This window comes from Agromyces sp. Marseille-P2726, assembly GCF_902809835.1.
GTDB lineage: Bacteria > Actinomycetota > Actinomycetes > Actinomycetales > Microbacteriaceae > Agromyces.
On record NZ_CADDWM010000015.1, the window covers coordinates 1 to 21,626 of the forward strand.

At 67.9% G+C, this 21,626-nt stretch carries 20 protein-coding genes and 2 rRNA genes; 21 read left to right on the forward strand and 1 reads right to left on the reverse strand.

Annotated elements, in window-relative coordinates:
- Positions 1–338 precede the first annotated feature (338 nt).
- Positions 339–3,443 (forward strand): 23S ribosomal RNA (locus tag HUS56_RS12570).
- 200 nt (positions 3,444–3,643) lie between these two features.
- Positions 3,644–3,760 (forward strand): 5S ribosomal RNA (rrf, locus tag HUS56_RS12575).
- 268 nt (positions 3,761–4,028) lie between these two features.
- Here the strand turns inward: rrf and HUS56_RS12580 are convergent.
- On the reverse strand, positions 4,029–4,718 hold the full coding sequence (locus HUS56_RS12580; RefSeq protein ID WP_173923802.1) for a hypothetical protein: 690 nt from the start codon (positions 4,716–4,718) through the stop codon (positions 4,029–4,031).
- Between the two features lie 9 nt (positions 4,719–4,727).
- On the opposite strand from HUS56_RS12580, the gene HUS56_RS12585 reads away from it, so the two are divergent.
- The 19 genes from HUS56_RS12585 (at position 4,728) to HUS56_RS12675 (ending at position 21,620) form a co-directional block, all read left to right on the forward strand.
- Positions 4,728–5,402 (forward strand): hypothetical protein, encoded by a 675-nt coding sequence (locus tag HUS56_RS12585; RefSeq protein WP_173923803.1) that lies wholly within the window; start codon positions 4,728–4,730, stop codon positions 5,400–5,402.
- Positions 5,377–6,411 carry an HAD-IIA family hydrolase gene (locus tag HUS56_RS12590; protein ID WP_173923804.1) on the forward strand — a complete coding sequence of 345 codons (1,035 nt, stop codon included), beginning with the start codon at positions 5,377–5,379 and terminating at the stop codon, positions 6,409–6,411. Before HUS56_RS12585 ends, HUS56_RS12590 begins: the two co-directional genes overlap by 26 nt.
- 77 nt (positions 6,412–6,488) lie before the next feature.
- Positions 6,489–6,674: a hypothetical protein gene (locus HUS56_RS12595; RefSeq protein ID WP_173923805.1), complete on the forward strand. Its 186-nt coding sequence runs from the start codon at positions 6,489–6,491 to the stop codon at positions 6,672–6,674.
- Positions 6,674–7,483, forward strand: a complete 810-nt coding sequence (locus HUS56_RS12600; RefSeq protein ID WP_173923806.1) for a TlyA family RNA methyltransferase — start codon at positions 6,674–6,676, stop codon at positions 7,481–7,483. The genes HUS56_RS12595 and HUS56_RS12600 overlap by 1 nt, the downstream gene beginning before the upstream one ends.
- Complete coding sequence (locus tag HUS56_RS12605; protein WP_254431441.1) at positions 7,480–8,394, forward strand: NAD kinase; 915 nt, start codon at positions 7,480–7,482, stop codon at positions 8,392–8,394. The genes HUS56_RS12600 and HUS56_RS12605 overlap by 4 nt, the downstream gene beginning before the upstream one ends.
- A gap of 24 nt (positions 8,395–8,418) precedes the next feature.
- On the forward strand, positions 8,419–10,119 hold the full coding sequence (gene recN / locus HUS56_RS12610; RefSeq protein WP_173924576.1) for a DNA repair protein RecN: 1,701 nt from the start codon (positions 8,419–8,421) through the stop codon (positions 10,117–10,119).
- Between the two features lie 89 nt (positions 10,120–10,208).
- Positions 10,209–11,876, forward strand: a complete 1,668-nt coding sequence (locus HUS56_RS12615) for a CTP synthase (RefSeq protein WP_305792495.1) — start codon at positions 10,209–10,211, stop codon at positions 11,874–11,876.
- The gene (locus HUS56_RS12620) at positions 11,869–12,510 is read left to right on the forward strand and encodes an NUDIX hydrolase (protein WP_173923808.1); all 642 of its coding nucleotides are present in this window, start codon (positions 11,869–11,871) and stop codon (positions 12,508–12,510) included. Before HUS56_RS12615 ends, HUS56_RS12620 begins: the two co-directional genes overlap by 8 nt.
- Entirely contained in the window at positions 12,507–13,412 is a 906-nt protein-coding gene (gene xerD, locus HUS56_RS12625; RefSeq protein ID WP_173924578.1) for a site-specific tyrosine recombinase XerD, read from the forward strand. The genes HUS56_RS12620 and xerD overlap by 4 nt, the downstream gene beginning before the upstream one ends.
- 66 nt (positions 13,413–13,478) lie before the next feature.
- The gene (locus HUS56_RS12630; RefSeq protein WP_173924579.1) at positions 13,479–14,354 is read left to right on the forward strand and encodes a ParA family protein; all 876 of its coding nucleotides are present in this window, start codon (positions 13,479–13,481) and stop codon (positions 14,352–14,354) included.
- Positions 14,338–15,180: a ScpA family protein gene (locus HUS56_RS12635; RefSeq protein WP_173923809.1), complete on the forward strand. Its 843-nt coding sequence runs from the start codon at positions 14,338–14,340 to the stop codon at positions 15,178–15,180. Before HUS56_RS12630 ends, HUS56_RS12635 begins: the two co-directional genes overlap by 17 nt.
- Entirely contained in the window at positions 15,170–15,847 is a 678-nt protein-coding gene (locus tag HUS56_RS12640) for an SMC-Scp complex subunit ScpB (protein WP_173923810.1), read from the forward strand. Before HUS56_RS12635 ends, HUS56_RS12640 begins: the two co-directional genes overlap by 11 nt.
- On the forward strand, positions 15,840–16,643 hold the full coding sequence (locus HUS56_RS12645; protein ID WP_256368815.1) for a pseudouridine synthase: 804 nt from the start codon (positions 15,840–15,842) through the stop codon (positions 16,641–16,643). The genes HUS56_RS12640 and HUS56_RS12645 overlap by 8 nt, the downstream gene beginning before the upstream one ends.
- Complete coding sequence (locus tag HUS56_RS12650) at positions 16,622–17,722, forward strand: prephenate dehydrogenase (protein WP_173923812.1); 1,101 nt, start codon at positions 16,622–16,624, stop codon at positions 17,720–17,722. The genes HUS56_RS12645 and HUS56_RS12650 overlap by 22 nt, the downstream gene beginning before the upstream one ends.
- 3 nt (positions 17,723–17,725) lie before the next feature.
- Positions 17,726–18,415, forward strand: coding sequence for a (d)CMP kinase (cmk, locus tag HUS56_RS12655; protein WP_254431442.1), 690 nt, complete (start codon positions 17,726–17,728; stop codon positions 18,413–18,415).
- 98 nt (positions 18,416–18,513) lie between these two features.
- Positions 18,514–19,980 carry a ribosome biogenesis GTPase Der gene (der, locus tag HUS56_RS12660; protein WP_371808324.1) on the forward strand — a complete coding sequence of 489 codons (1,467 nt, stop codon included), beginning with the start codon at positions 18,514–18,516 and terminating at the stop codon, positions 19,978–19,980.
- 23 nt (positions 19,981–20,003) lie between these two features.
- Complete coding sequence (locus tag HUS56_RS12665; protein WP_217424022.1) at positions 20,004–20,447, forward strand: nitroreductase/quinone reductase family protein; 444 nt, start codon at positions 20,004–20,006, stop codon at positions 20,445–20,447.
- Positions 20,448–20,454: 7 nt separating this feature from the next.
- Entirely contained in the window at positions 20,455–20,700 is a 246-nt protein-coding gene (locus HUS56_RS12670; protein ID WP_173923814.1) for a DUF167 family protein, read from the forward strand.
- 17 nt (positions 20,701–20,717) lie between these two features.
- Positions 20,718–21,620: a CHAD domain-containing protein gene (locus HUS56_RS12675; protein ID WP_173923815.1), complete on the forward strand. Its 903-nt coding sequence runs from the start codon at positions 20,718–20,720 to the stop codon at positions 21,618–21,620.
- The last annotated feature ends 6 nt before the right edge of the window (positions 21,621–21,626 follow it).

Here is a 21,626-nt window from a genome sequence, read left to right on the forward strand (position 1 = left end):
CACGGATCTCTCGTCTATCCGTTGCGGGGGGGGGGTCAGGTGTGTATAGGGGGGGGGTGGGGGGGGGGGTGGTGGGTGCGTGCACGCTGTTGGGTCCTGAGGGACCGGACGCAACCCTGCGCCGCTTTTCGGAGCGGGTTCGGGGTGGTTTGGCCTTTGCAGGCCTTTGCCGAGATCGACCTGGTGGTTGGTGGGGGTGGGGGTTCTGGCCGTCTGTTGAGAACTACATAGTGGACGCGAGCATCTTCGACCTGATGCCCTTTGGGGTGTTGGGTCATCTAATGGTCGCCATCGTGCCCTTTCGGGGGTGTGGTGGTGTTTCTTTTAGCTCATGTGATTTTCAAGTTTCGAAGAGCAAACGGTGGATGCCTTGGCATCTGGAGCCGAAGAAGGACGTCGTAATCTGCGATAAGCCTCGGGGAGCTGATAAACGAGCTGTGATCCGAGGATTTCCGAATGGGGAAACCCCGCCGGGCCCTTTGGGTGACCTGGTGACTCCCGCCTGAATGTATAGGGCGGGTAGAGGGAACGTGGGGAAGTGAAACATCTCAGTACCCACAGGAAGAGAAAACAACCGTGATTCCGTGAGTAGTGGCGAGCGAAAGCGGAGGAGGCTAAACCTATTGCGTGTGAGACCCGGCAGGGGTTGCGTGGTGGGGGTTGTGGGACCTTTCGGGCTGTTCTGCCGGACAGTCGCGGTGACGTGTCAGGTATAGGCGAACCGGATTGAAAGCCGGACCGGAGTGGGTGTGAGTCCCGTAGCCGAAATGCCTGGCCGGCCGGAGAGGGATCCCAAGTAGCACGGGGCCCGAGAAATCCCGTGTGAATCTGTCAGGACCACCTGATAAGCCTAAATACTCCCAGATGACCGATAGCGGACAAGTACCGTGAGGGAAAGGTGAAAAGTACCCCGGGAGGGGAGTGAAATAGTACCTGAAACCGTTTGCTTACAAACCGTCGGAGCCTCCGTGTTGGGGTGACGGCGTGCCTTTTGAAGAATGAGCCTGCGAGTTAGTGATCTGTGGCGAGGTTAACCCGGGTGGGGTAGCCGGAGCGAAAGCGAGTCTGAACAGGGCGATTCAGTCGCAGGTCCTAGACCCGAAGCGAAGTGATCTATCCATGGCCAGGTTGAAGCGCGTGTAAGAGCGCGTGGAGGACCGAACCCACTTCAGTTGAAAATGGAGGGGATGAGCTGTGGATAGGGGTGAAAGGCCAATCAAACTTCGTGATAGCTGGTTCTCTCCGAAATGCATTTAGGTGCAGCGTTGCGTGTTTCTTGCTGGAGGTAGAGCTACTGGATGGCCGATGGGCCCGACAAGGTTACTGACGTCAGCCAAACTCCGAATGCCGGTAAGTGAGAGCGCAGCAGTGAGACGGTGGGGGATAAGCTTCATCGTCGAGAGGGAAACAACCCAGACCGCCGACTAAGGTCCCTAAGCGCGTGCTAAGTGGGAAAGGATGTGGAGTTGCACAGACAACCAGGAGGTTGGCTTAGAAGCAGCCACCCTTGAAAGAGTGCGTAATAGCTCACTGGTCAAGTGATTCCGCGCCGACAATGTAACGGGGCTCAAGCACGCCACCGAAGTCGTGGCATTACCGCATAGTGATCGGCCTTCGTGGTCCAGTCGTGGTGATGGGTAGGAGAGCGTCGTGTGGCCGGGGAAGCGGTGGTGTGAACCAACCGTGGAGGCCACACGAGTGAGAATGCAGGCATGAGTAGCGAAAGACGGGTGAGAAACCCGTCCTCCGGAAGACCAAGGGTTCCAGGGTCAAGCTAATCTGCCCTGGGTAAGTCGGGACCTAAGGCGAGGCCGACAGGCGTAGTCGATGGACAACGGGTTGATATTCCCGTACCGGCGAAGAACCGCCCACACGAAACCAGGAGTGCTAAGCATCCCTAACCGTGCGGATCCCTTCGGGGTGATGTGCGGGGTGGCATGCGACCCCGTCTGGTGGAGTGAGCGTGATAACAGGTGTGACGCAGGAAGGTAGCCGATCCCGGGCGATGGTTGTCCCGGGGCAAGCGTGTAGACCGAGCGATAGGCAAATCCGTCGCTCACGAGGTTGAGACGCGATGCGGATGAAAAGTCGGTGATCCTATGCTGCCGAGAAAAGCATCGACGCGAGGTTCCAGCCGCCCGTACCCCAAACCGACTCAGGTGGTCAGGTAGAGAATACCGAGGAGATCGAGAGAATCGTGGTTAAGGAACTCGGCAAAATGCCCCCGTAACTTCGGGAGAAGGGGGGCCCGAAACGTGAACCCACTTGCTGGGGGAAGCGTGGAGTGGCCGCAGAGACCAGTGGGAAGCGACTGTTTACTAAAAACACAGGTCCGTGCCAAGTCGCAAGACGATGTATACGGACTGACGCCTGCCCGGTGCTGGAAGGTTAAGAGGACCGGTTAGCCGCAAGGCGAAGCTGAGAATTTAAGCCCCAGTAAACGGCGGTGGTAACTATAACCATCCTAAGGTAGCGAAATTCCTTGTCGGGTAAGTTCCGACCTGCACGAATGGCGTAACGACTTCCCAGCTGTCTCAACCGCGAACTCGGCGAAATTGCATTACGAGTAAAGATGCTCGTTACGCGCAGCAGGACGGAAAGACCCCGTGACCTTTACTACAGCTTGGTATTGGTGTTCGGTGCGGCTTGTGTAGGATAGGTGGGAGACTGTGAAGCTGGCACGCTAGTGTCGGTGGAGTCGTTGTTGAAATACCACTCTGGTCGCTCTGGATATCTAACCTCGGACCGTGATCCGGTTCAGGGACAGTGCCTGGTGGGTAGTTTAACTGGGGCGGTTGCCTCCCAAAGAGTAACGGAGGCGCCCAAAGGTTCCCTCAACCTGGTTGGCAATCAGGTGGCGAGTGTAAGTGCACAAGGGAGCTTGACTGTGAGACTGACAGGTCGAGCAGGGACGAAAGTCGGGACTAGTGATCCGGCAGTGGCTTGTGGAAGCGCTGTCGCTCAACGGATAAAAGGTACCTCGGGGATAACAGGCTGATCTTGCCCAAGAGTCCATATCGACGGCATGGTTTGGCACCTCGATGTCGGCTCGTCGCATCCTGGGGCTGGAGTAGGTCCCAAGGGTTGGGCTGTTCGCCCATTAAAGCGGTACGCGAGCTGGGTTTAGAACGTCGTGAGACAGTTCGGTCCCTATCCGCCGCGCGCGCAGGAAATTTGAGAGGATCTGACCCTAGTACGAGAGGACCGGGTTGGACGAACCTCTGGTGTGCCAGTTGTTCCGCCAGGAGCACCGCCGGCTAGCTACGTTCGGGATGGATAACCGCTGAAAGCATCTAAGCGGGAAGCCGGCCTCAAGATGAGATTTCCATCCCCGCAAGGGGGAGAGGCGCCCAGAAGACGACTGGGTTGATAGGCCGGATGTGGAAGCAAGGACTAACGACTTGTGCAGCTGACCGGTACTAATACGCCGATAACTTGACAATCACCACACACAACCAGGTTCAAGGGCAGGGTTGTGTGGCCCGGATTGCTCGCGTCCACTCTGTGGTTCCCAACAGACGGAACAACACAACACAACAACACGACAACACAACACCGACCCCACACCACCACCCCCAAACCGGTGGCCTGGTGTGCACCGAGACCACCACACCCCCCACACACCGGGGTGCTGGTACAGAGTTACGGCGGCCATAGCGCGAGGGAAACGCCCGGACCCATTCCGAACCCGGAAGCTAAGACTCGCAGCGCCGATGGTACTGCAGGGGCGACCCTGTGGGAGAGTAGGACACCGCCGGACAACCATTCGAAGAGTGGCCACCCACCGCGTTCAATTGCGAGCGCCGGTAGGTGGCCATTTCTCGTTAACGGACGCATCGGAGTCCGCCGCAGTAGCGTTGGTTCGGACGAGGACCCCCACACATGACAGGACGATGGTGAGCGATTCCAGGAACGACTCGGGCAGGCAGGACCGCCCAGAGCGGGGCGATCGGAACGATGGTCGATCGCGCGGCGCCGGCGGAAGTTCGTCGGGTCGGCCTCGGGGGCCACGCTCCGAGGGGCGTTCCTCAGGTGATCGGGATCCGAAGAAGCGACCGTACTCGCGCGAGCGCGACGGTGAGCAGCGTCCGTACGGCGACCGGGATTCGAAGCGTTCGTACGGGGCCAGGCGTGACGGTGAGAAGCGTCCGTATTCCCGTGACGGCGAGAAGCGTCCGTACTCGCGTGACGGTGAGAAGCGTCCGTACTCGGGCAAGCGTGACGGTGAGAAGCGTCCGTATTCCCGTGACGGTGAGAAGCGTCCGTACTCGCGTGACGGTGAGAAGCGTCCGTACTCGCGTGACGGTGAGAAGCGTCCGTACTCGGGCAAGCGTGACGGGCAGCAGCGACCCCATGGGAATCGGGATCCGAAGAAGCGACCGTACTCGCGCGACGGTGAGAAGCGTCCGTACTCGCGCGAGCGCGACGGTGAGAAGCGTCCGTACTCCCGCAACGGTGAGCGGCGCCCGTACTCGCGCGATGGGGAGCGGCGACCCGACTCCCGCGACGAGCTGCGGCGTGAGGCCCACGGCGCCAGGGACCTCGCGGTTCGCCCACGCCACGACGATCCCGAGATTCCCGACCGCGTCCAAGCCCGCGATCTCGACAGGGGAGCCCGCGCCGAGCTGAAGACGCTGAGCAAGGAGAATGCCGACTGGGTCGCGCGACACCTCGTCGCGGCATCCGAACTGCTCGAGAACGACCCTCAGCTCGCTCACCGGCATGCCATGTCCGCCGCGCGCAGGGCCGGCCGTATCGCCGTGGTGCGCGAGACGCTCGCCATCACTGCGTATGCGACCGGCGATTTCGGCCTTGCACTGCGTGAGCTCCGCACATACCGTCGCATCTCCGGGAAGAACGACCAGCTGCCGCTCCTGGTCGACAGCGAGCGCGGGGTCGGGCGTCCCGACCGTGCACTGGAGGTGGGTCGATCCGTCGACCGGGCCGAGCTGCCCGCGGCGGTGCAGGCCGACCTCGCCCTCGCCATGTCGGGCGCCCGTCTCGACCTCGAGCAACCCGAGTTGGCCCTCGCGGAACTCGAGATTCCACAACTCGACCCTGATCGGGCGTTCTCATACAGTCCTGCGTTGTTCTCGGCCTACGCCGAGGTGCTCGAGGAACTCGGGCGCGCCTCGGAGGCGGCGGAATGGCGGGCTCGGGCCCGCCGTGCCGAGGAAGCGCTTGCCGGACCGGCCGAGGCGGAGGTCGTGGAGATCTTCGAGGTCGAGCTCGACGAGTCCGACGAGTCCGACGAGTCGGACGAGTCCGAGGAGTCCGAGTCCGCCGAGGAGCCGATTCCGGCGGATGGCGAGATCGACGACGATCCCGGCGCAGTGCTGGAGCCCGACGTCGCGGCAGTGCTGGAGGACACGTCGGATGGCGCTGTTCGGCAGGAGGACTGAGGCGCCCACGCCGCTCGACGGGGTCGACGCGGTGTTCGCGGACCTGGACGGCGTCGTGTACGCCGGGCGCGGGGCGATCCCGTACGCCGTGGAGAGTCTCAACCGCACGAAGCGCGAGCGCGCCGTGGGCTACATCACGAACAACGCGTCGCGAAGCGATGCATCCGTCGCCGGTCACCTCGCAGAGCTCGGTCTCGACGTGGTCCCCGAAGACGTCGTGACGTCTCCGCAGGCCGCGATGCTGCTGCTCGAGCAGCAGGTCGCGCCCGGGTCCCTCGTGTTCGTGGTCGGCGGAGAGGGCATCGTCACGGAGCTCGAGAAGCGCGGCTACGGGGTCACACGCGCCGCCGACGACGGTCCCGATGCCGTCGTGCAGGGGTTCGACCCGTCGGTCGGCTGGCGTGAGCTGGCCGAGGCATCCTTCGCCTTGAACGCGAACGGCGGTGCGGATGCCGCAACGCCGGGAATTCCGTGGATCGCCACCAACATGGACTGGACGATCCCGGTCGCGCGCGGGGTTGCGCCCGGCAACGGGACGCTCGTGTCGGCCGTGCACACCGCAGTGGGGCGGTTCCCGGTGGTGGCCGGAAAACCGGAGACACCGATCTTCGAAGAGGCGCGGCGACGGTTCGGCGCCGAGCGTCCTCTCGTGGTGGGCGATCGTCTCGACACCGACATCCTCGGCGCGAACCGCGCCGGCATGCACAGCGCCGTGGTGCTGACGGGCATCGACCGGGCGAAGCAACTGCTCGCCGCCGACGCGAAGAGTCGCCCCGACTTCATCCTCGGCGACCTCCGAGGCCTTCACGAGCCGTATCCGGTCACCGAGCCGATCCGTGGCGGCGGGGTCAAGGTCGGCGATGCGAGGGTTCGGATCGACGGCAATCGCGTCGACATCGTGTCCGACGGCGACGGAGGCCTCGACCTGCTCCGTGCGGCGTGCGCCGCGATCTGGCAGGCGGGCATCGCCATTCACGCGCTCGACGTGCCTACGCGCCTGTACGCCTGAACCCGGATGGGCCGCCGACCTGACGGCCAGCCGATGGCGGGCGGCTCCTCGCTCGCGCGTCGGGGTACCGTGGTCGAGTGAGTACTGACGAGCAGGTCCGAGACGAGCCGGTCGCAGACGAGCAGCCCGGTGCAGAGGTGCTCGACGCGCTTCGCGACATCGAGTCGAAGCCGCTCGCCGATCGCGCCGACGGCTACCGGGCATTGGCCGAGCGGCTCCGCTCCGAACTCGAGCACTCCGACCCGGGGCACGAGCTCGGCTGATGCCCGATCAGCGGCTCGATGCGGCCATGGCGGAGCGAGGACTGGCCCGATCGCGCACGCAGGCGGCGACGCTCATCGCGTCGGGCGTCGTCACGGTCGACGGCCGCGCCGCCGTCAAGCCGTCGATGCGAGTCGGGGAGTCGAGTGTGGTGAAGGTCGCGGCATCCGACCACTACGTGAGCCGCGCGGCGCACAAGCTCATCGCCGCGCTCGACGGATTCGGGGTGGATCCGGCACGCCGGGTGGCCCTCGACGCCGGAGCGTCGACCGGTGGATTCAGCCAGGTGCTGCTGGAGCGCGGCGCTCGCGCCGTACTCGCCGTCGACGTCGGCCACGGTCAGCTCGCGCCCGAGCTGCAGGAGGCGCACGGCCTCGTGCTCGTGGAGGGATGCAACGTACGCAACCTCGACCGCGCCAGGCTTGCCGACCTGACGGGCGTCTCCGAACCGCCCTCACTCGTCACCGCCGACCTGTCGTTCATCTCGCTCACGACCGTGCTGCCGGCGCTTCGCACGACGGCGGCGGATGACGCGGACTTCGTGCTGCTCGTCAAGCCGCAGTTCGAGGTGGGTCGGGGAGGGGTGCGCGAGGGGGTCGTGCGCGATTCCGCGCTGCGCTCGGAGGCGGTCGCGAACGTGCTCTGGGCCGCCTTCGACATCGGGCTCGGGACCGCCGGCGTCCTGTCCTCCCCAATCGCCGGCAGCCATGGGAACCACGAATACCTGGTCCACCTCACCGCGACGTCAGGGGTGAATCCGACAGAATGGATGCGTCGGGTGGAGCAACTGGCGGGAGGCGCGATCGCGTGAACGAACCACGGCACTTCCTCGTGGTCTCCCACACCGGCCGGCAGTCAGCCCTCGAGGCGACAGGCGAGGTGTGCTCGCAGCTCCTTGCAGAGGGCGCCGTCCCGGTCATCGCCGATGAACACTGGGACGACGTGCAGGCGTTCGTCCCGAGGCTGAACGGTGAGGCGAAGCGCTTCGGTGAGGTCGATCCGCGCGCGATCGAGCTCGTCATCGTGCTGGGCGGCGACGGTACGATCCTGCGGGCGGCAGAGCTGATGCGCGAGCATCCCGTCGCCCTGCTCGGGGTGAACCTCGGTCACGTGGGCTTCCTCGCCGAGAGTGAGCGAGACGATCTCGGATACACGGTGGCGCGAGCGCTCGCCCGCGACTACGTCGTCGAGGAGCGCATGACCCTGTCGGTGCGTGCGAAGGTCGGCCACGAGGTGGTCTACGAGAGCTGGGCCCTCAACGAGGTCACGGTCGAGAAGGCGGAACGCGAGCGCATGCTCGAGGTGGTCGTCGAGGTCGATCGACGGCCGCTCTCATCGTTCGGGTGCGACGGCATCGTGATGTCCACGCCGACCGGCTCGACCGCCTACTCGTTCTCGGCGGGCGGTCCCATCGTGTGGCCGAGCCTCGAGGCGCTGCTGCTCGTGCCGCTCAGCGCGCACGCCCTGTTCGCGCGCCCGCTCGTCGTCGGGCCCGAGTCCGCACTCGCGGTCGAGATCCTCCAGCGCACCGATACGTCGGCCGTGATCTGGTGCGACGGCCGTCGCACCTTCGACCTTCCACCGGGTGCCCGCGTCGTCGTGCGCAAGTCGTCGGTGCCGGTTCGCCTGGCACGTCTGCACGAGGCGCCCTTCACCGATCGACTCGTGAACAAGTTCCAGCTGCCGGTTTCGGGCTGGCGTGGGCCGGGTCGGCGTGATTGAGTGCTGCGATGGGTGAGGTCTGCATTGATTGAAGAACTCGGCATCCGCGATCTCGGCGTGATCGCTGAAGCGACGTTGCCGCTCGGGCCCGGATTCACCGCCGTGACCGGCGAGACCGGCGCCGGCAAGACGATGGTCGTCACGGCGCTCGGCCTCCTGCTGGGCGCGCGCGCTGACGCCGGGGCCGTCAGGTCCGGAGCGAAGCAGGCCTGGGTCGAAGGCCGATGGATGGTCCCAGAGGCGGGCGCGATCGCTGAGCGAGGCGCCGAGACGGGTGGAGAGATCGACGCGGGCGAGCTGCTCCTCGGCCGGTCGGTCACGTCCGAGGGTCGCAGTCGTGCCGTCGTCGGCGGCCGCAGCGCTCCGGTGGGCGTGCTCGCCGAGCTCGGCGACGACCTCGTGGTGGTGCACGGCCAGGCCGACCAGCAGCGGCTGCGGTCGGCGGTGGCCCAGCGGGAGGCCCTCGACCGGTTCGCGGGGCCTCGCCTCCAAGAGGCGCTCGACGAGTATCGCGGCGTATTCGACAATTGGCGCGCGGATGCCGCTGAGCTCGACCGTCTCCGCGACGCGCACGACGCGCGGGCTCGCGAGGCCGAGGAGCTGCGGGTCGCGCTCGACGAGGTCGAGGCGGCCGACCCCCAGGCCGGCGAAGACGTCGAGCTCGCCGAGCGAGCCGATCGGCTCTCGAACCTCGAGGAGCTGCGCATGGCGGCCGCCCAGGCACGAGCTCTCATCTCTGCTGAAGACGTGGTCGACGGCGCCCCCGACGCCGTGGAGCTCGTCGACAGCGCCCGCCGCCATCTCGATCGCGTCGTGGAACATGACGCCGCGCTCGGGCCGATCGCCGAGGCACTGCAGAGCGCCGGGTTCCTCCTGGCCGACGCCGCGACCGAACTGGCCGGTTACCTCGCCGGGCTCGACGCCGATGGCGCCCGCGAGCTCGAGCTCGTGCAGGAGCGTCGGGCGCTGCTCGCGTCGCTCGTGCGTCGCCACGGTGGCACGCTCGACGACGTGCTCGAGTTCCGCCGAACCGGGGGACTCCGACTCGTCGAGCTCGACGGTGACGATGAGCGCATCGAGGCGCTCGAGGCATCGGTCGAGGCATCCGCTGCCGAGGTCGATCGTCTCGCCGGCCTGCTCACCGAACTGCGCACGGACGCTGCCGCTCGCCTCGCCGACGCCATCACCGCCGAGCTCGCGTCGCTCGCCATGCCCGACGCCCGACTCGCCGTCGCGGTCGATTCGGCGCACGAGCCCGCCGCCCACGGACGCGACCAGGTGGCCATCCTGCTGCAGCCCCATCCGGGCGCCGAGCCGCGCCCGGTTTCTCGCGGCGCCTCGGGCGGTGAGCTCTCGCGCGTGATGCTCGCCATCGAGGTGGTGATCGCGGGCACCGACCCGGTTCCGACGTTCGTCTTCGATGAGGTCGACGCCGGGGTGGGCGGCGCCGCGGCCATCGAGATCGGCCGGCGGCTGGCGCGGCTCGCTGAGCGGTCGCAGGTGATCGTCGTCACGCACCTCGCACAAGTGGCTGCGTTCGCCACGAACCACCTGAGCGTGGTGAAGGGCACCGATGGACGGGTGACCGCATCGAGCGTTCGCCAGCTCGACGGCGCTGAACGGGAGGCCGAGATGGCGAGGCTGCTGTCGGGTCTGACCGACTCCGAGAGCGGACTGGCTCACGCGCGCGAGTTGCTCGAGATCGCATCGGACCGCGCGGCGTGACGCCTCGCCCCGATCGTCGGTTAGACTATAAGCCCGTGGTGGATGATCGCGGACCGGCGCAGAGCGCAGACATTTCGAACCCTGAGCCGATCGACGGCGTGACCAAGCACATCTTCGTGACTGGTGGTGTCGTCTCCTCGCTGGGCAAGGGACTCACGGCTGCCAGTCTCGGCAACCTGCTCACGGCGCGGGGGCTGCGCGTGGTCATGCAGAAGCTCGACCCGTATCTCAACGTCGACCCGGGCACGATGAACCCCTTCCAGCATGGCGAGGTCTTCGTGACCGATGACGGCGCCGAGACCGACCTCGACATCGGCCACTACGAGCGGTTCCTCGACATCAATCTCACCCAGGCCGCCAACGTGACCACCGGCCAGATCTATTCGACCGTCATCGCCAAGGAACGCCGCGGCGAGTACCTCGGCGACACGGTGCAGGTGATCCCCCACATCACGGATGAGATCAAGCGCCGCATGCGCCTGCAGGCCACCGAGACCCCGAAGCCCGACGTCATCATCACGGAGATCGGCGGCACGGTCGGTGACATCGAGTCGCAGCCGTTCATCGAGTCGGCTCGGCAGGTCCGACACGAGCTGGGCCGGGGCAACGTGTTCTTCGTGCACGTCTCGCTCGTGCCGTTCATGGGCGCGTCCGGCGAGCAGAAGACGAAGCCGACCCAGCATTCGGTCGCTGCGCTCCGCTCCATGGGTATCCAGCCCGACGCACTGGTGCTGCGCAGCGACCGACCGGTGACCGAGGGGAACAAGCGCAAGATCGCCCTCATGTGCGACGTCGACGAGCGCGCGGTCGTGAATGCCGTCGACGTTCCCTCGATCTACGACATCCCGACCATGCTGCACGAACAGGGGCTCGACGCGTACCTCATCGACGCACTCGGCCTCGCCGAGAAGGCCGACGACGTCGACTGGTCGGGCTGGAGCCGGCTGCTCGAGACCGTGCACGACCCGAAGCACGAGGTCACCATCGGTCTCGTCGGCAAGTACATCGACCTGCCCGACGCCTACCTGTCGGTGACCGAGGCACTGCGCGCCGGAGGCTTCGCGAACGACACCAAGGTGAACATCGAGTGGATCCCCTCCGACGAATGCCGCACACCCGAGGGAGCGCAGAAGCACCTCGCGCACCTCGACGGCATCTGCGTGCCCGGCGGGTTCGGCGTTCGCGGCATCGAGGGCAAGCTCGGAGCGCTGCGCTTCGCTCGCGAGAACGCGATCCCCGCCCTGGGCCTCTGCCTCGGGCTGCAGTGCATGGTCATCGAGTTCTCGCGCAACATCGTGGGGCTCGACGGCGCTTCGTCGAGCGAGTTCGACCCAGATACGCCGTACCCCGTCATCGCCACGATGGAGGAGCAGGTCGAGATCATCGCCGGGGGCGACCTCGGCGGCACGATGCGCTTGGGCCTGTACCCGGCGACGCTCGCCGAGGGGTCCATCGCGGCCGAGTTGTACGGCTCCACCCAGGTGTCCGAACGGCACCGCCACCGCTACGAGGTCAACAACGGATTCCGCGACCGCATCGCCTCGGCCGGCCTCGTGTTCTCGGGCATGTCGCCCGACCGCCACCTCGTCGAGTTCGTCGAGTTGGCACGCGAGGTGCACCCGTTCTACATCGGCACCCAGGCGCACCCCGAGCTGCGGAGCCGTCCGAACGAGCCTCACCCCCTGTTCCGCGGACTGGTGGGCGCGGCCCTCGAGCGCCAGCAGGCCAGTCTGCTCTTCGACGTCGCGAATGTCTGAGCCCCTGGCCGACGAAGCGGTCGAACTGCCGCTCCACGGGAGTGAGCAGGTCTTCTCAGGGCTCGTGTGGGACGTGCGGCGAGACACCTTCGAGCTCGAGGGCAAGCCGATCGTCCGCGAGTATGTCGACCATCCCGGCGCGGTCGCCGTGCTCGCCCTCGACGACGCCGAGCGCGTGTTCCTCATCCGCCAGTACCGGCACCCCGTGCGCACCCGCCAGTGGGAGATCCCGGCCGGCCTCCTCGACGTTCACGGCGAGGACCCGCTCGCGGCCGCGCAGCGGGAGCTGGCCGAGGAGGGCGATCTCGCGGCATCCGACTGGGCGGTGCTCGCCGACTTCTCCACCTCGCCGGGCGGCAGCGATGAGGCGATCCGCATCTACCTCGCGCGCGGCGTCCGCGAGACGAGCGAGGCGTTCGCGCGCAAAGACGAGGAGGCGCACATGCAGACCCGGTGGGTCGCGCTCGACGAGTGCGTCGACGCCGTGCTCGCGCGCCGCGTGCAGAACCCGTCGCTCACGATCGGGGTTCTCGCCGCCCACGCCTTCCGGGGGCGCGGCTGGCAGGGACTGGGCGCCGCCGACGCCGCGTGGCCCACGCGTCCGACCCCGCGCACGGAGCCGGCGCCGAGATGACGGATGCCGCGTGGGCCCAGGGGTACCTTCGACACCTCGGCGTGGAACGTGGTCTCGCGCGGAACACCATCGCGTCGTACCGGCGCGACCTCGACACGTACGGGCAGTGGTTGGCGTCGCGCGGATTCGACGGACCCCGGTCGGTCGGCGAGCAGGACCTGGCCGACTTCGTGCGCTTCCTCGGCACCGATCGGTCGCCGACGCTCGCGACCTCCTCGATCGCCCGGGTGCTGTCCGCGGTGCGGGGTCTGCACCGCTTCCTCGCCGACGAGGGCGTCCTCGAGTCGGATGTCTCACGTGACCTCCGAACGCCGAAGCTGCCGATGCGACTGCCCAAGGCCATCCCCGTCGACGAGGTCGAGGAGCTCATCGCCGCGGCCGGTGGCGACGAGCCGCGGCAGCTGCGCGACGCCGCCCTGCTGGAACTGCTCTACGCGACGGGAGCCCGCGTCTCGGAGGCGACGGCCCTGAACGTCGACGACCTCGTCGACGACGACGTCGTGCGGCTCTTCGGCAAGGGTGGGAAGCAGCGCATCGTGCCGCTCGGTTCGTACGCCCGTCGCGCGGTCGACGCGTACTTCGTGCGTGCGCGGCCGGTCTTCTCGGCCCGGGGGCCGGCGTCGCCTGCCCTGTTCCTCGGTGTCCGCGGCAGGCGGATGTCGCGGCAGGCCGCGTGGGAGGTCATCCACGACGCGGCCGAACGCGTCGGGCTCGCGGCATCCGTCTCACCGCACACCCTCCGGCACTCGTTCGCGACGCACCTGCTCGAGGGCGGGGCCGACGTTCGGGTGGTGCAGGAGCTGCTCGGGCACTCGTCGGTCGCGACCACGCAGATCTACACGCTGGTCACAGCCGATACACTCCGGGAGATGTACACGGCCGCCCACCCCCGTGCTCGTTAGAATCGACCAAGCCCTCGCACCGACGCAGGTATCGAAGGATGCAGGAGAGACCACGTGACCCAGCAGATGCAGGACCAGCTCGACGGCATCGCCTCGCTGGAGCCTGAGGTCGGCCCGACCGGGCGTCCGCTTCGAGACTTCCCCGAGCCGAAGCGCCTGCGATCGCACGGGCCCGCTCGCGTCATCGCCCTGTGCAACCAGAAAGGCGGCGTGGGCAAGACGACGACCACGATCAACCTCGGGGCCACCCTCGCCGACTACGGGCGCCGGGTCCTGGCGGTCGACTTCGACCCGCAGGGCGCGCTCTCGGCCGGCCTCGGCGTGAAGACGCACGACGTGCCGACCGTCTACGACCTGCTGCTCTCGCGCAACCTCGACCCGAACGACGTGATCCAGCCGACGACGGTCGAGGGCCTCGACGTGATCCCGGCGAACATCGACCTGTCGGCCGCTGAGGTGCACCTCGTCACCGAGGTCGCCCGCGAGCAGATCCTCGCGAGCGTGCTCCGGCGGGTCTCCGCCGACTACGACGTCATCCTCATCGACTGCCAGCCGTCGCTCGGGCTCCTCACGGTGAACGCCCTCACCGCGAGCCACGGGGTGGTGATCCCGCTCGAGTGCGAGTACTTCGCCCTGCGCGGCGTGGCCCTCCTCATCGAGACGATCGACAAGGTGCGCGATCGTCTCAACCCGGTCATCGAGCTCGACGGCATCCTCGCCACGATGTACGACGCGCGCACGCTGCACTCGCGCGAGGTGCTCGAGCGGGTCGTCGATGCCTTCGGCGACAAGGTCCTCGAGACGGTGATCACGCGAACGGTGAAGTTCCCCGACGCGACCGTGGCGGCGACGCCCATCACCGAGTTCGCGCCAGAGCACCAGGCGTCCAGGGCGTACCGGCAGCTCGCGAGGGAGCTGGTCTTCCGTGGCGCGGTCGCCTGAGGCTGCACCGGTCCCGACCGAGGTATCCGACGTCGAGGCCTCCGACCCCGAGTTCCGGGTCGCGCTGACGAACTTCGAGGGCCCCTTCGACCTCCTGCTCTCGCTCATCTCCAAGCGCGAACTCGACATCACCGAGGTCTCGCTCTCGGCAGTGACCGACGAGTTCCTCTCGTACCTGCGCGGACTCGATTCCGAGGAGGAGCTCGACCGGGCATCCGAGTTCCTCGTCGTGGCCGCGACCCTGCTCGACCTGAAGGTCGCGGGCCTCCTGCCGCAGGGCGAGCTCGTCGATGCCGAAGACGTGGCCCTGCTCGAGGCGCGTGACCTGCTGTTCGCCCGGCTGCTGCAGTACCGCGCGTTCAAGGAGGCGTCGCGGTGGTTCGCGTCCCGTCTGGAGGCAGAGAGCCTGCGGCATCCACGGAGCGTCCGGCTCGAGGAGCGCTTCCGCCAACGCGCTCCCGAGCTGCGGTGGACGCTCAGCGCCGACGACTTCGCGGCGCTCGCGGCGCTCGCCCTGGCTCCGCGCGAGATCCCGGTGGTCGGGCTCGACCACCTGCATGCACCGCTCGTCTCCATCCGCGAGCAGGCGGCGCACGTGGTGGCCGTGCTGCGGCGGAGCGAGACGGTGACGTTCCGCGAGCTCATCGCCGGCATCGGCCAACCGGGTGTGGTCGTCGCGCGCTTCCTCGCCGTCCTCGAGCTGTACCGACACTCGGCGATCGGATTCGAGCAGCTGGAACCGCTCGGCGAGTTGACGCTGCGCTGGGCCGGGGAGCACTGGAACGACGACAACCTCGAGAGCCTGGGGGCCGACTATGACGAGTGAGACGGATGCCGCCGTGGAGGTGGGGCCCGAACTGTCGATCGTCACGCCGCTCGACGTGCCTGGTCAACCGGGCCTCGACCTCGATCGAGCGATCGAGGCGATCCTGTTCGTGGCCGACGAGCCGCAGAGCGTCGTGCGGCTCGCTGCGGCGGTCCGGCGGCCGGTCGCCGAAGTGCGGGCAGCGATCGAACGCCTCCGTGCGGACTACGACGGCACCGGTATGTCGGGGGAGCCCCGCACCGACGTCGCGGCCGACGTACTCGGGGGTCGCGGCATCCGTCGCGGGTTCGAACTGCGCGAGGTCGGCGGCGGCTGGCGGTTCTACGTGCGCGCCGAGTACGACGCCCTGGTGGCCGACTTCGTGCTGACACAGTCGTCGACTCGCCTGTCGCAGGCAGCGCTCGAGACGCTCGCGGTCGTCGCGTACAAGCAACCCATCTCGCGGTCGTCGATCGCGTCGATCCGCGCCGTGAACGTCGATTCCGTGGTGCGCACGCTCGTCGGTCGCGGGCTCATCACCGAGGTCGACGCGGATCCCGAGACGGGGGCGATCCTCTACGGCACGACCGAGTTGCTGCTCGTCAACCTCGGAATCAATTCGCTCGAGGAGCTGCCGCATGTTTCGCCGCTGCTCGATGACGGCCAAGAGGGGTTCGACGTTGACTGACGCGGCCGGCGGGGCGCTCTCCGCCGGGACACGCCTGCAGAAGGCGATGGCCGCAGCCGGTGTCGCGAGCCGTCGGGTGTCCGAGCAGCTCATCGTCGAGGGGCGCGTCGAGGTGAACGGGCAGGTCGTGACCGAACTCGGCACGCGCATCGACCCATCGACCGACCTCGTCTCGGTCGATGGAGTCGCCGTGCAGCTCGACACGGCGAAGCGCTACTACATGCTCAACAAGCCACGCGGCATCGTGTCCTCGATGCGCGACGAGCACGGCCGCCCCGATCTCACGCGCTTCACCGACGAGCTCGAGGAGCGGGTCTTCAACGTCGGGCGCCTCGATGCGGAGACGAGCGGGCTGCTGCTCCTGACGAACGACGGCGCGCTCGCACACGTGCTCGCCCACCCCTCGTTCGGCGTGGAGAAGACGTACATCGCGAAGGTGCGCGGCCGAGTGGCGCCGCAGTCCCTGCAGCGACTCAAACAGGGCATCGAACTCGATGACGGCCCGATCTCCATCGATCGCGGTCGGATCCTGCAGAAGCAGCCCGACGACCGGTACTCGATGGTCGAAGTGACGCTGCACTCGGGGCGGAACCGGATCGTGCGCCGGATGTTCGACGCGGTGGGGCATCCGGTCGTCGACCTCGTTCGTCGCAGCTTCGGCCCGCTCACCCTCGGAACGCTCAAGTCGGGCGCCATGCGGGAGTTGACTAAGGTTGAACGCGGTCGATTGCTCACGATCGCCCGCGCCGCGGACCCCGCCCGCGACGGCGCCGAATGGAACGAAGGGGACGAGTGACCGAATCACGCCTCATCGGTCCCGTGCGCGTCGTCGGCGTCGGCCTGCTCGGCGCCAGCATCGGCCTCGGACTCCGCGCGAAGGGCATCGAGGTGATCCTGGCGGACGCGTCGCCCACGCATCTCGCGATCGCCGCCGACTACGGGGCCGGCCGCCCCGCCGAACCGGGTGACCGACCGCAGCTCATCGTCGTGTGCGTGCCGCCGGATGTCACGGCCGAGGTCGTCGCTGCCGAGCTCGACGCGTTCCCCCAGGCGATCGTGACGGATGTCTCGAGCGTGAAGGTCGCCGTCCACGAGGAGCTCCGAGCTCGCGGCGCCGACCTCTCACGGTACATCGGCACGCACCCGATGGCCGGTCGCGAGCGAGGCGGACCCATGTCGGGGCGCGCCGACCTGTTCGTCGGCCGGCCGTGGGTCGTGGTCGACCACGGCAACATCTCGTACCAGGACGGCTCGGCCGTCGACGATCTCATCCTCGACCTCGGCGCAACGCTCGTCGAGCTGACGCCCGAGCAGCACGATCGAGCCGTCGCACTCGTCTCCCACGTACCGCAGGTGATCTCGAGCCTCATGGCCCGCCGCCTCATCGAAGCGCCGAACTCCGCCCTCAACCTGGCGGGGCAGGGGCTCCGTGACGTCACCCGGATCGCGGCGAGCGACCCCGAACTCTGGGTGCAGATCCTCGGCCAGAACGCAGCGCCGGTCTCGGAGATCCTCCGCGCGTACCGCGACGACCTCGACCGGTTCATCGATGCCCTCGAGGACGTCGAGGCCCCCGGCGCCCGTCGCCGCGTCGCCGAAGAACTGTTCGGCGGCAATACCGGCCTCGAACGACTGCCGGGCAAGCACGGCGTCGACCGGCGGTACTCGAGCCTGATCGTCATGGTCGACGACCGGCCCGGGCAGCTGGCGCGCCTCTTCAACGATGTCGGCGATGCCGGCGTCAACCTCGAGGACCTTCGCCTCGAGCACTCGCCCGGTGCCCAAGTGGGCCTCGCCGAGATCTTCGTGCTTCCCGAGGTGCTGGAGCGCCTCACCGACGAGCTGGCCGGCCGCGGCTGGCGGATTGCGGGCTGATCAGTGGCGAACCCCGTCATCCCCTTCGTCGTGGCGGTCGACGGCCCGGCGGGCAGCGGCAAGTCGAGCGTCTCGAAAGAGGTCGCGCGCCGGCTCGGCTTCGGATTCCTCGACACGGGTGCCGCATATCGCGCGCTCGCGTGGCATGCCGACGCATCCGGAGTCGACACCGACGACGCGGCATCCGTGATCTCGACCCTCGACGGCTTCGACGTGCGCGTCGGCACCGACCCCACCGGCTACGCCGTGCATGTCGGCGACGTCGACGTGACGATGGCGATCCGGGATCCGGCGATCTCGGCGATCGTCAGCAGGGTCGCCAGGGTCCCCGAGGTGCGTCGGCACCTCATCGAGGTCTTCCGCGGTCTCATGGCTGCCGAACGGCGGCCGGGAATCGTCGTGGAGGGGCGCGACATCACCACGGTCGTGGCCCCCGATGCCCCCGTGCGCATCCTGCTCACCGCATCCGAGGAGGTTAGAATAGCGAGGCGTTCGGCGGAACTCGTCGGTGATCAGGCCCTCGCCGCCGGCGAGCAGCTCCATCGGCGTGATGCGGCCGACTCGAAGGTCGTGGATTTCATGACCGCCGCAGAAGGCGTCACCACGGTGGATTCCACGGAGCTCGACTTCGACCAGACGGTCGAGGCGGTCGTCGGGGTCATCCGGGCTGCCCAGCCCGAGGCGGTGCGCTAGCGCCGCGACCGAGGACCGGCGCACCAGACTTCAGAGGAGACACGATGACCGACCAGCGCGACGCGTTCGACGACGAGGCCGTCATCGACGACGACGACATGGCCGACCGCCTCGCCGACGTCGACGACGACCTCGCGGAGCAGCGAGCAGCAGCGCTGCGCTCCGGTCTCTCCGACTACGAGCTCGACGAAGACGACCTCGAGGTGCTCGAGATCTCGGAGGAAGGCGAGGAGGGCATCCGCTACCTGCCGGCGCTGCCGGTGATCGCGATCGTGGGTCGCCCGAATGTCGGGAAGTCGGCCCTCGTGAACCGGATACTCGGGCGCCGGGAGGCGGTCGTGGAGGATACGCCGGGCGTGACCCGCGACCGCGTGTCGTACAAGGGTGAGTGGCTCGATCGGCGCTTCACCGTCGTCGACACCGGTGGATGGGAACCCGACGCTCGCGGCATCGACGCATCCGTGGCGGCCCAAGCGGAGGTCGCCATCGACCTGTCGGATGTCGTGCTCTTCGTCGTCGACGCGGTCGTGGGCGCCACCGCGACCGACGAACACGTCGTGCGCCTGCTCCGCAAGACCAAGAAGCCCGTCTTCCTGGTGGCGAACAAGGTCGACGACGCTCGCCAGGAGCCCGAGGCCGCCGCGCTCTGGAACCTCGGCCTCGGCGAGCCCTACCCGGTCTCCGCCCTGCACGGCCGCGGCGTCGCAGACCTCCTCGAGGAGGTGTTCAAGGTGCTGCCCCAGGTCTCCGCGGTGGCGAAGGAGGAGTTCGGCGGTCCTCGGCGGGTGGCGATCCTCGGGCGTCCGAACGTCGGCAAGTCGAGCCTGCTCAACAAGGCGGCCGGTGAGGAGCGGGTCGTGGTGAACGAACTCGCCGGCACCACCCGAGACCCCGTCGACGAGCAGATCGAGCTCGGCGGCAGGTTCTGGCGGTTCGTCGACACCGCCGGCATCCGTCGCCGGGTGCATCTGCAGCAGGGCGCCGACTTCTACGCGTCGTTGCGTACGCAGGCGGCGCTCGAGAAGGCCGAGGTCGCGGTCGTGCTGCTGGATGTCTCGCAGCCGATCTCCGAGCAGGATGTGCGCATCATCGACCTCGTGCTCGAGTCGGGCCGAGCGCTCGTGCTCGCGTACAACAAATGGGATCTGCTCGACGACGACCGGCGGCGCTACCTCGAACGCGAGATCGAGCAGGACCTGCATCACGTGGCGTGGGCGCCGCGCGTGAACATCTCGGCGAGAACGGGGCGCCACCTCGAGAAGCTCGTACCGGCCCTCGAGCTCGCGCTCGAGTCGTGGGACACGCGCATCCCGACGGGCAAGTTCAATGCGTTCCTCACGGAGCTCACGCAGGAGCATCCGCACCCGGTTCGCGGCGGCAAGCAACCGCGCATCCTGTTCGGCACCCAGGCGGCGAGCCGGCCGCCGACCTTCGTGCTGTTCACGACCGGATTCCTCGACCCCGGGTATCGCCGCTTCATCCAGCGCCGGCTGCGCGAGCTCTACGGATTCGAGGGCTCGCCCATCGTGATCAACATGCGCGTGCGCGAGCGGCGACAGCGCTGAGCACGCTCGAGCAGGGGCACCGGATGACGCGATTCGGGCGATTCTCCGCCTTCCTGTTCCGCGCGCTGCCCCGTATGCACGCGGGCATCCTCCGGCTGACCCGCTGGCGAGTGGGCGCTCGAGCGGTCGGGATGCCCATGGTGCTGCTGCAGACGACCGGACGGCGCAGCGGCCTGCCTCGGCGGGTCGTGCTGTCGGCGCCGGTGGTCGACGGCGACCGCTTCGTGCTCGTCGCGTCGCGCGGTGGCGATGATCGGAATCCTGCCTGGTACGGCAACCTCGTCGGGGAGCCGTCGGTCGAGCTCACGGTCGATGGCGTGACCCGGCGCATGACGGCGAGGACCGCCGACTCCGAGGAACGTGCGGAGTTGTGGCCGCGGGTCGTCGACGCGTACGGCGGCTATGCGGGATACCAACGTCGCACGAGGCGCCAGATCCCACTCGTGATCTGCGAGCCGAGGGACTGAGCACGTCGTGTCGGAGACATTCGAGGTGACGGTGCGGGTGAAGCCCGGCAGCCGGAAGGGTCCCTTGGTGGAGGAGACGCCTGACGACCCGGCCGCGTCACTGATCATCTTCGTGCGCGAACGAGCCGTCGACGGCGCAGCCAATGCCGGCGTGGTGGCGGCCGTCGCCGAGTACTACGGCGTCCCGCGAAGCCGGGTGCGAATCAGGCGCGGCCACGCCGCTCGCGTCAAGCGGATCGTGATCGACGCCTGAGCACATAGCATGGCGCCATGGTCGACGAAGCCGATCTCGACGCCGGTACCGCCGTCGTAACCGCGCTGCGAGCCGTCGCTGATCGGATGTGGGAGCTCGAGCCCGCCGCGCGCGCCGACGAGCCCGACGCGGTGCACCAACTGCGAACGCACGTTCGGCGGATCCGGAGCCTGCTCGGCGCGTACGCGCCGGTCTTCGATGCCGCCCCGACCATCGCGCTCCGCCGGCGGTTCGGTGCGCTCGGTGACGAGCTCGGCGTGGTGCGCGACATCGAGGTCCGCGTCCAGGTGGCCGAGCGGGCGCTCGAGGCGGCCGTCCGTGACGGGCTCGTCGAGGACGACGAGCAGCTCGAGGCCGTGAAGACTCGCCTCATCGACGCCGAGCGGCGTGCCTACCGTCTCACCCACGCGCGATTCGTCGAACGTCAGGGCCTGCCGCGCGCGGCCGCCCGCCGTGTGGAACTCGCCTCGTTCCTCGACGATCCGCCGTTCGCTCCGGTCGCCTCCAGGCCGGGGCGGAAGGTGCTCCGCAAGCTGATCCGGAAGGAGGCGCGACGCACGCTGAAGCGCGCCGATCGCCTCGACGGGGGCGGCGACACCGACCGGCTGCACGAGGTGCGGAAGGCCGGTCGCCGGCTGCGGTACGCGGCGGAGGCGGTCACCACCGAGCCCGTCGAGCTCTTCGGCACACGTATCGCCGCTCTCGCCGACGTCGGCGACGACCTGCACGACCTACTCGGAGATCATCGCGACGAGGTGCTGTTCGCCGAACACGTGCGCCGCGCGGCCGCGCGTGCCGCGCACGAGGGCGGTGCGGCGCTGGTGTTCGAGCGCCTCGCGGCGGAAGCCGACGCACGCGCGGCAGCGCATCTGGGCGACCTGCCCGACGTCGTGAAGACGCTTCGCTCGCTGGCCGACTGAAGCGGA

What these genes read in the sequence shown, in the direction of transcription:
- HUS56_RS12585 (WP_173923803.1), top strand. Translation starts at nt 4,728, where the DNA reads ATGTCCGCCGCGCGCAGGGCCGGCCGTATCGCCGTGGTGCGCGAGACG.
- HUS56_RS12590 (WP_173923804.1), top strand. Translation starts at nt 5,377, where the DNA reads ATGGCGCTGTTCGGCAGGAGGACTGAGGCGCCCACGCCGCTCGACGGG.
- HUS56_RS12600 (WP_173923806.1), top strand. Translation starts at nt 6,674, where the DNA reads ATGCCCGATCAGCGGCTCGATGCGGCCATGGCGGAGCGAGGACTGGCC.
- HUS56_RS12620 (WP_173923808.1), top strand. Translation starts at nt 11,869, where the DNA reads ATGTCTGAGCCCCTGGCCGACGAAGCGGTCGAACTGCCGCTCCACGGG.
- xerD (WP_173924578.1), top strand. Translation starts at nt 12,507, where the DNA reads ATGACGGATGCCGCGTGGGCCCAGGGGTACCTTCGACACCTCGGCGTG.
- HUS56_RS12630 (WP_173924579.1), top strand. Translation starts at nt 13,479, where the DNA reads ATGCAGGACCAGCTCGACGGCATCGCCTCGCTGGAGCCTGAGGTCGGC.
- HUS56_RS12640 (WP_173923810.1), top strand. Translation starts at nt 15,170, where the DNA reads ATGACGAGTGAGACGGATGCCGCCGTGGAGGTGGGGCCCGAACTGTCG.
- HUS56_RS12650 (WP_173923812.1), top strand. Translation starts at nt 16,622, where the DNA reads ATGGAACGAAGGGGACGAGTGACCGAATCACGCCTCATCGGTCCCGTG.
- der (WP_371808324.1), top strand. Translation starts at nt 18,514, where the DNA reads ATGGCCGACCGCCTCGCCGACGTCGACGACGACCTCGCGGAGCAGCGA.
- HUS56_RS12665 (WP_217424022.1), top strand. Translation starts at nt 20,004, where the DNA reads ATGACGCGATTCGGGCGATTCTCCGCCTTCCTGTTCCGCGCGCTGCCC.
- HUS56_RS12675 (WP_173923815.1), top strand. Translation starts at nt 20,718, where the DNA reads ATGGTCGACGAAGCCGATCTCGACGCCGGTACCGCCGTCGTAACCGCG.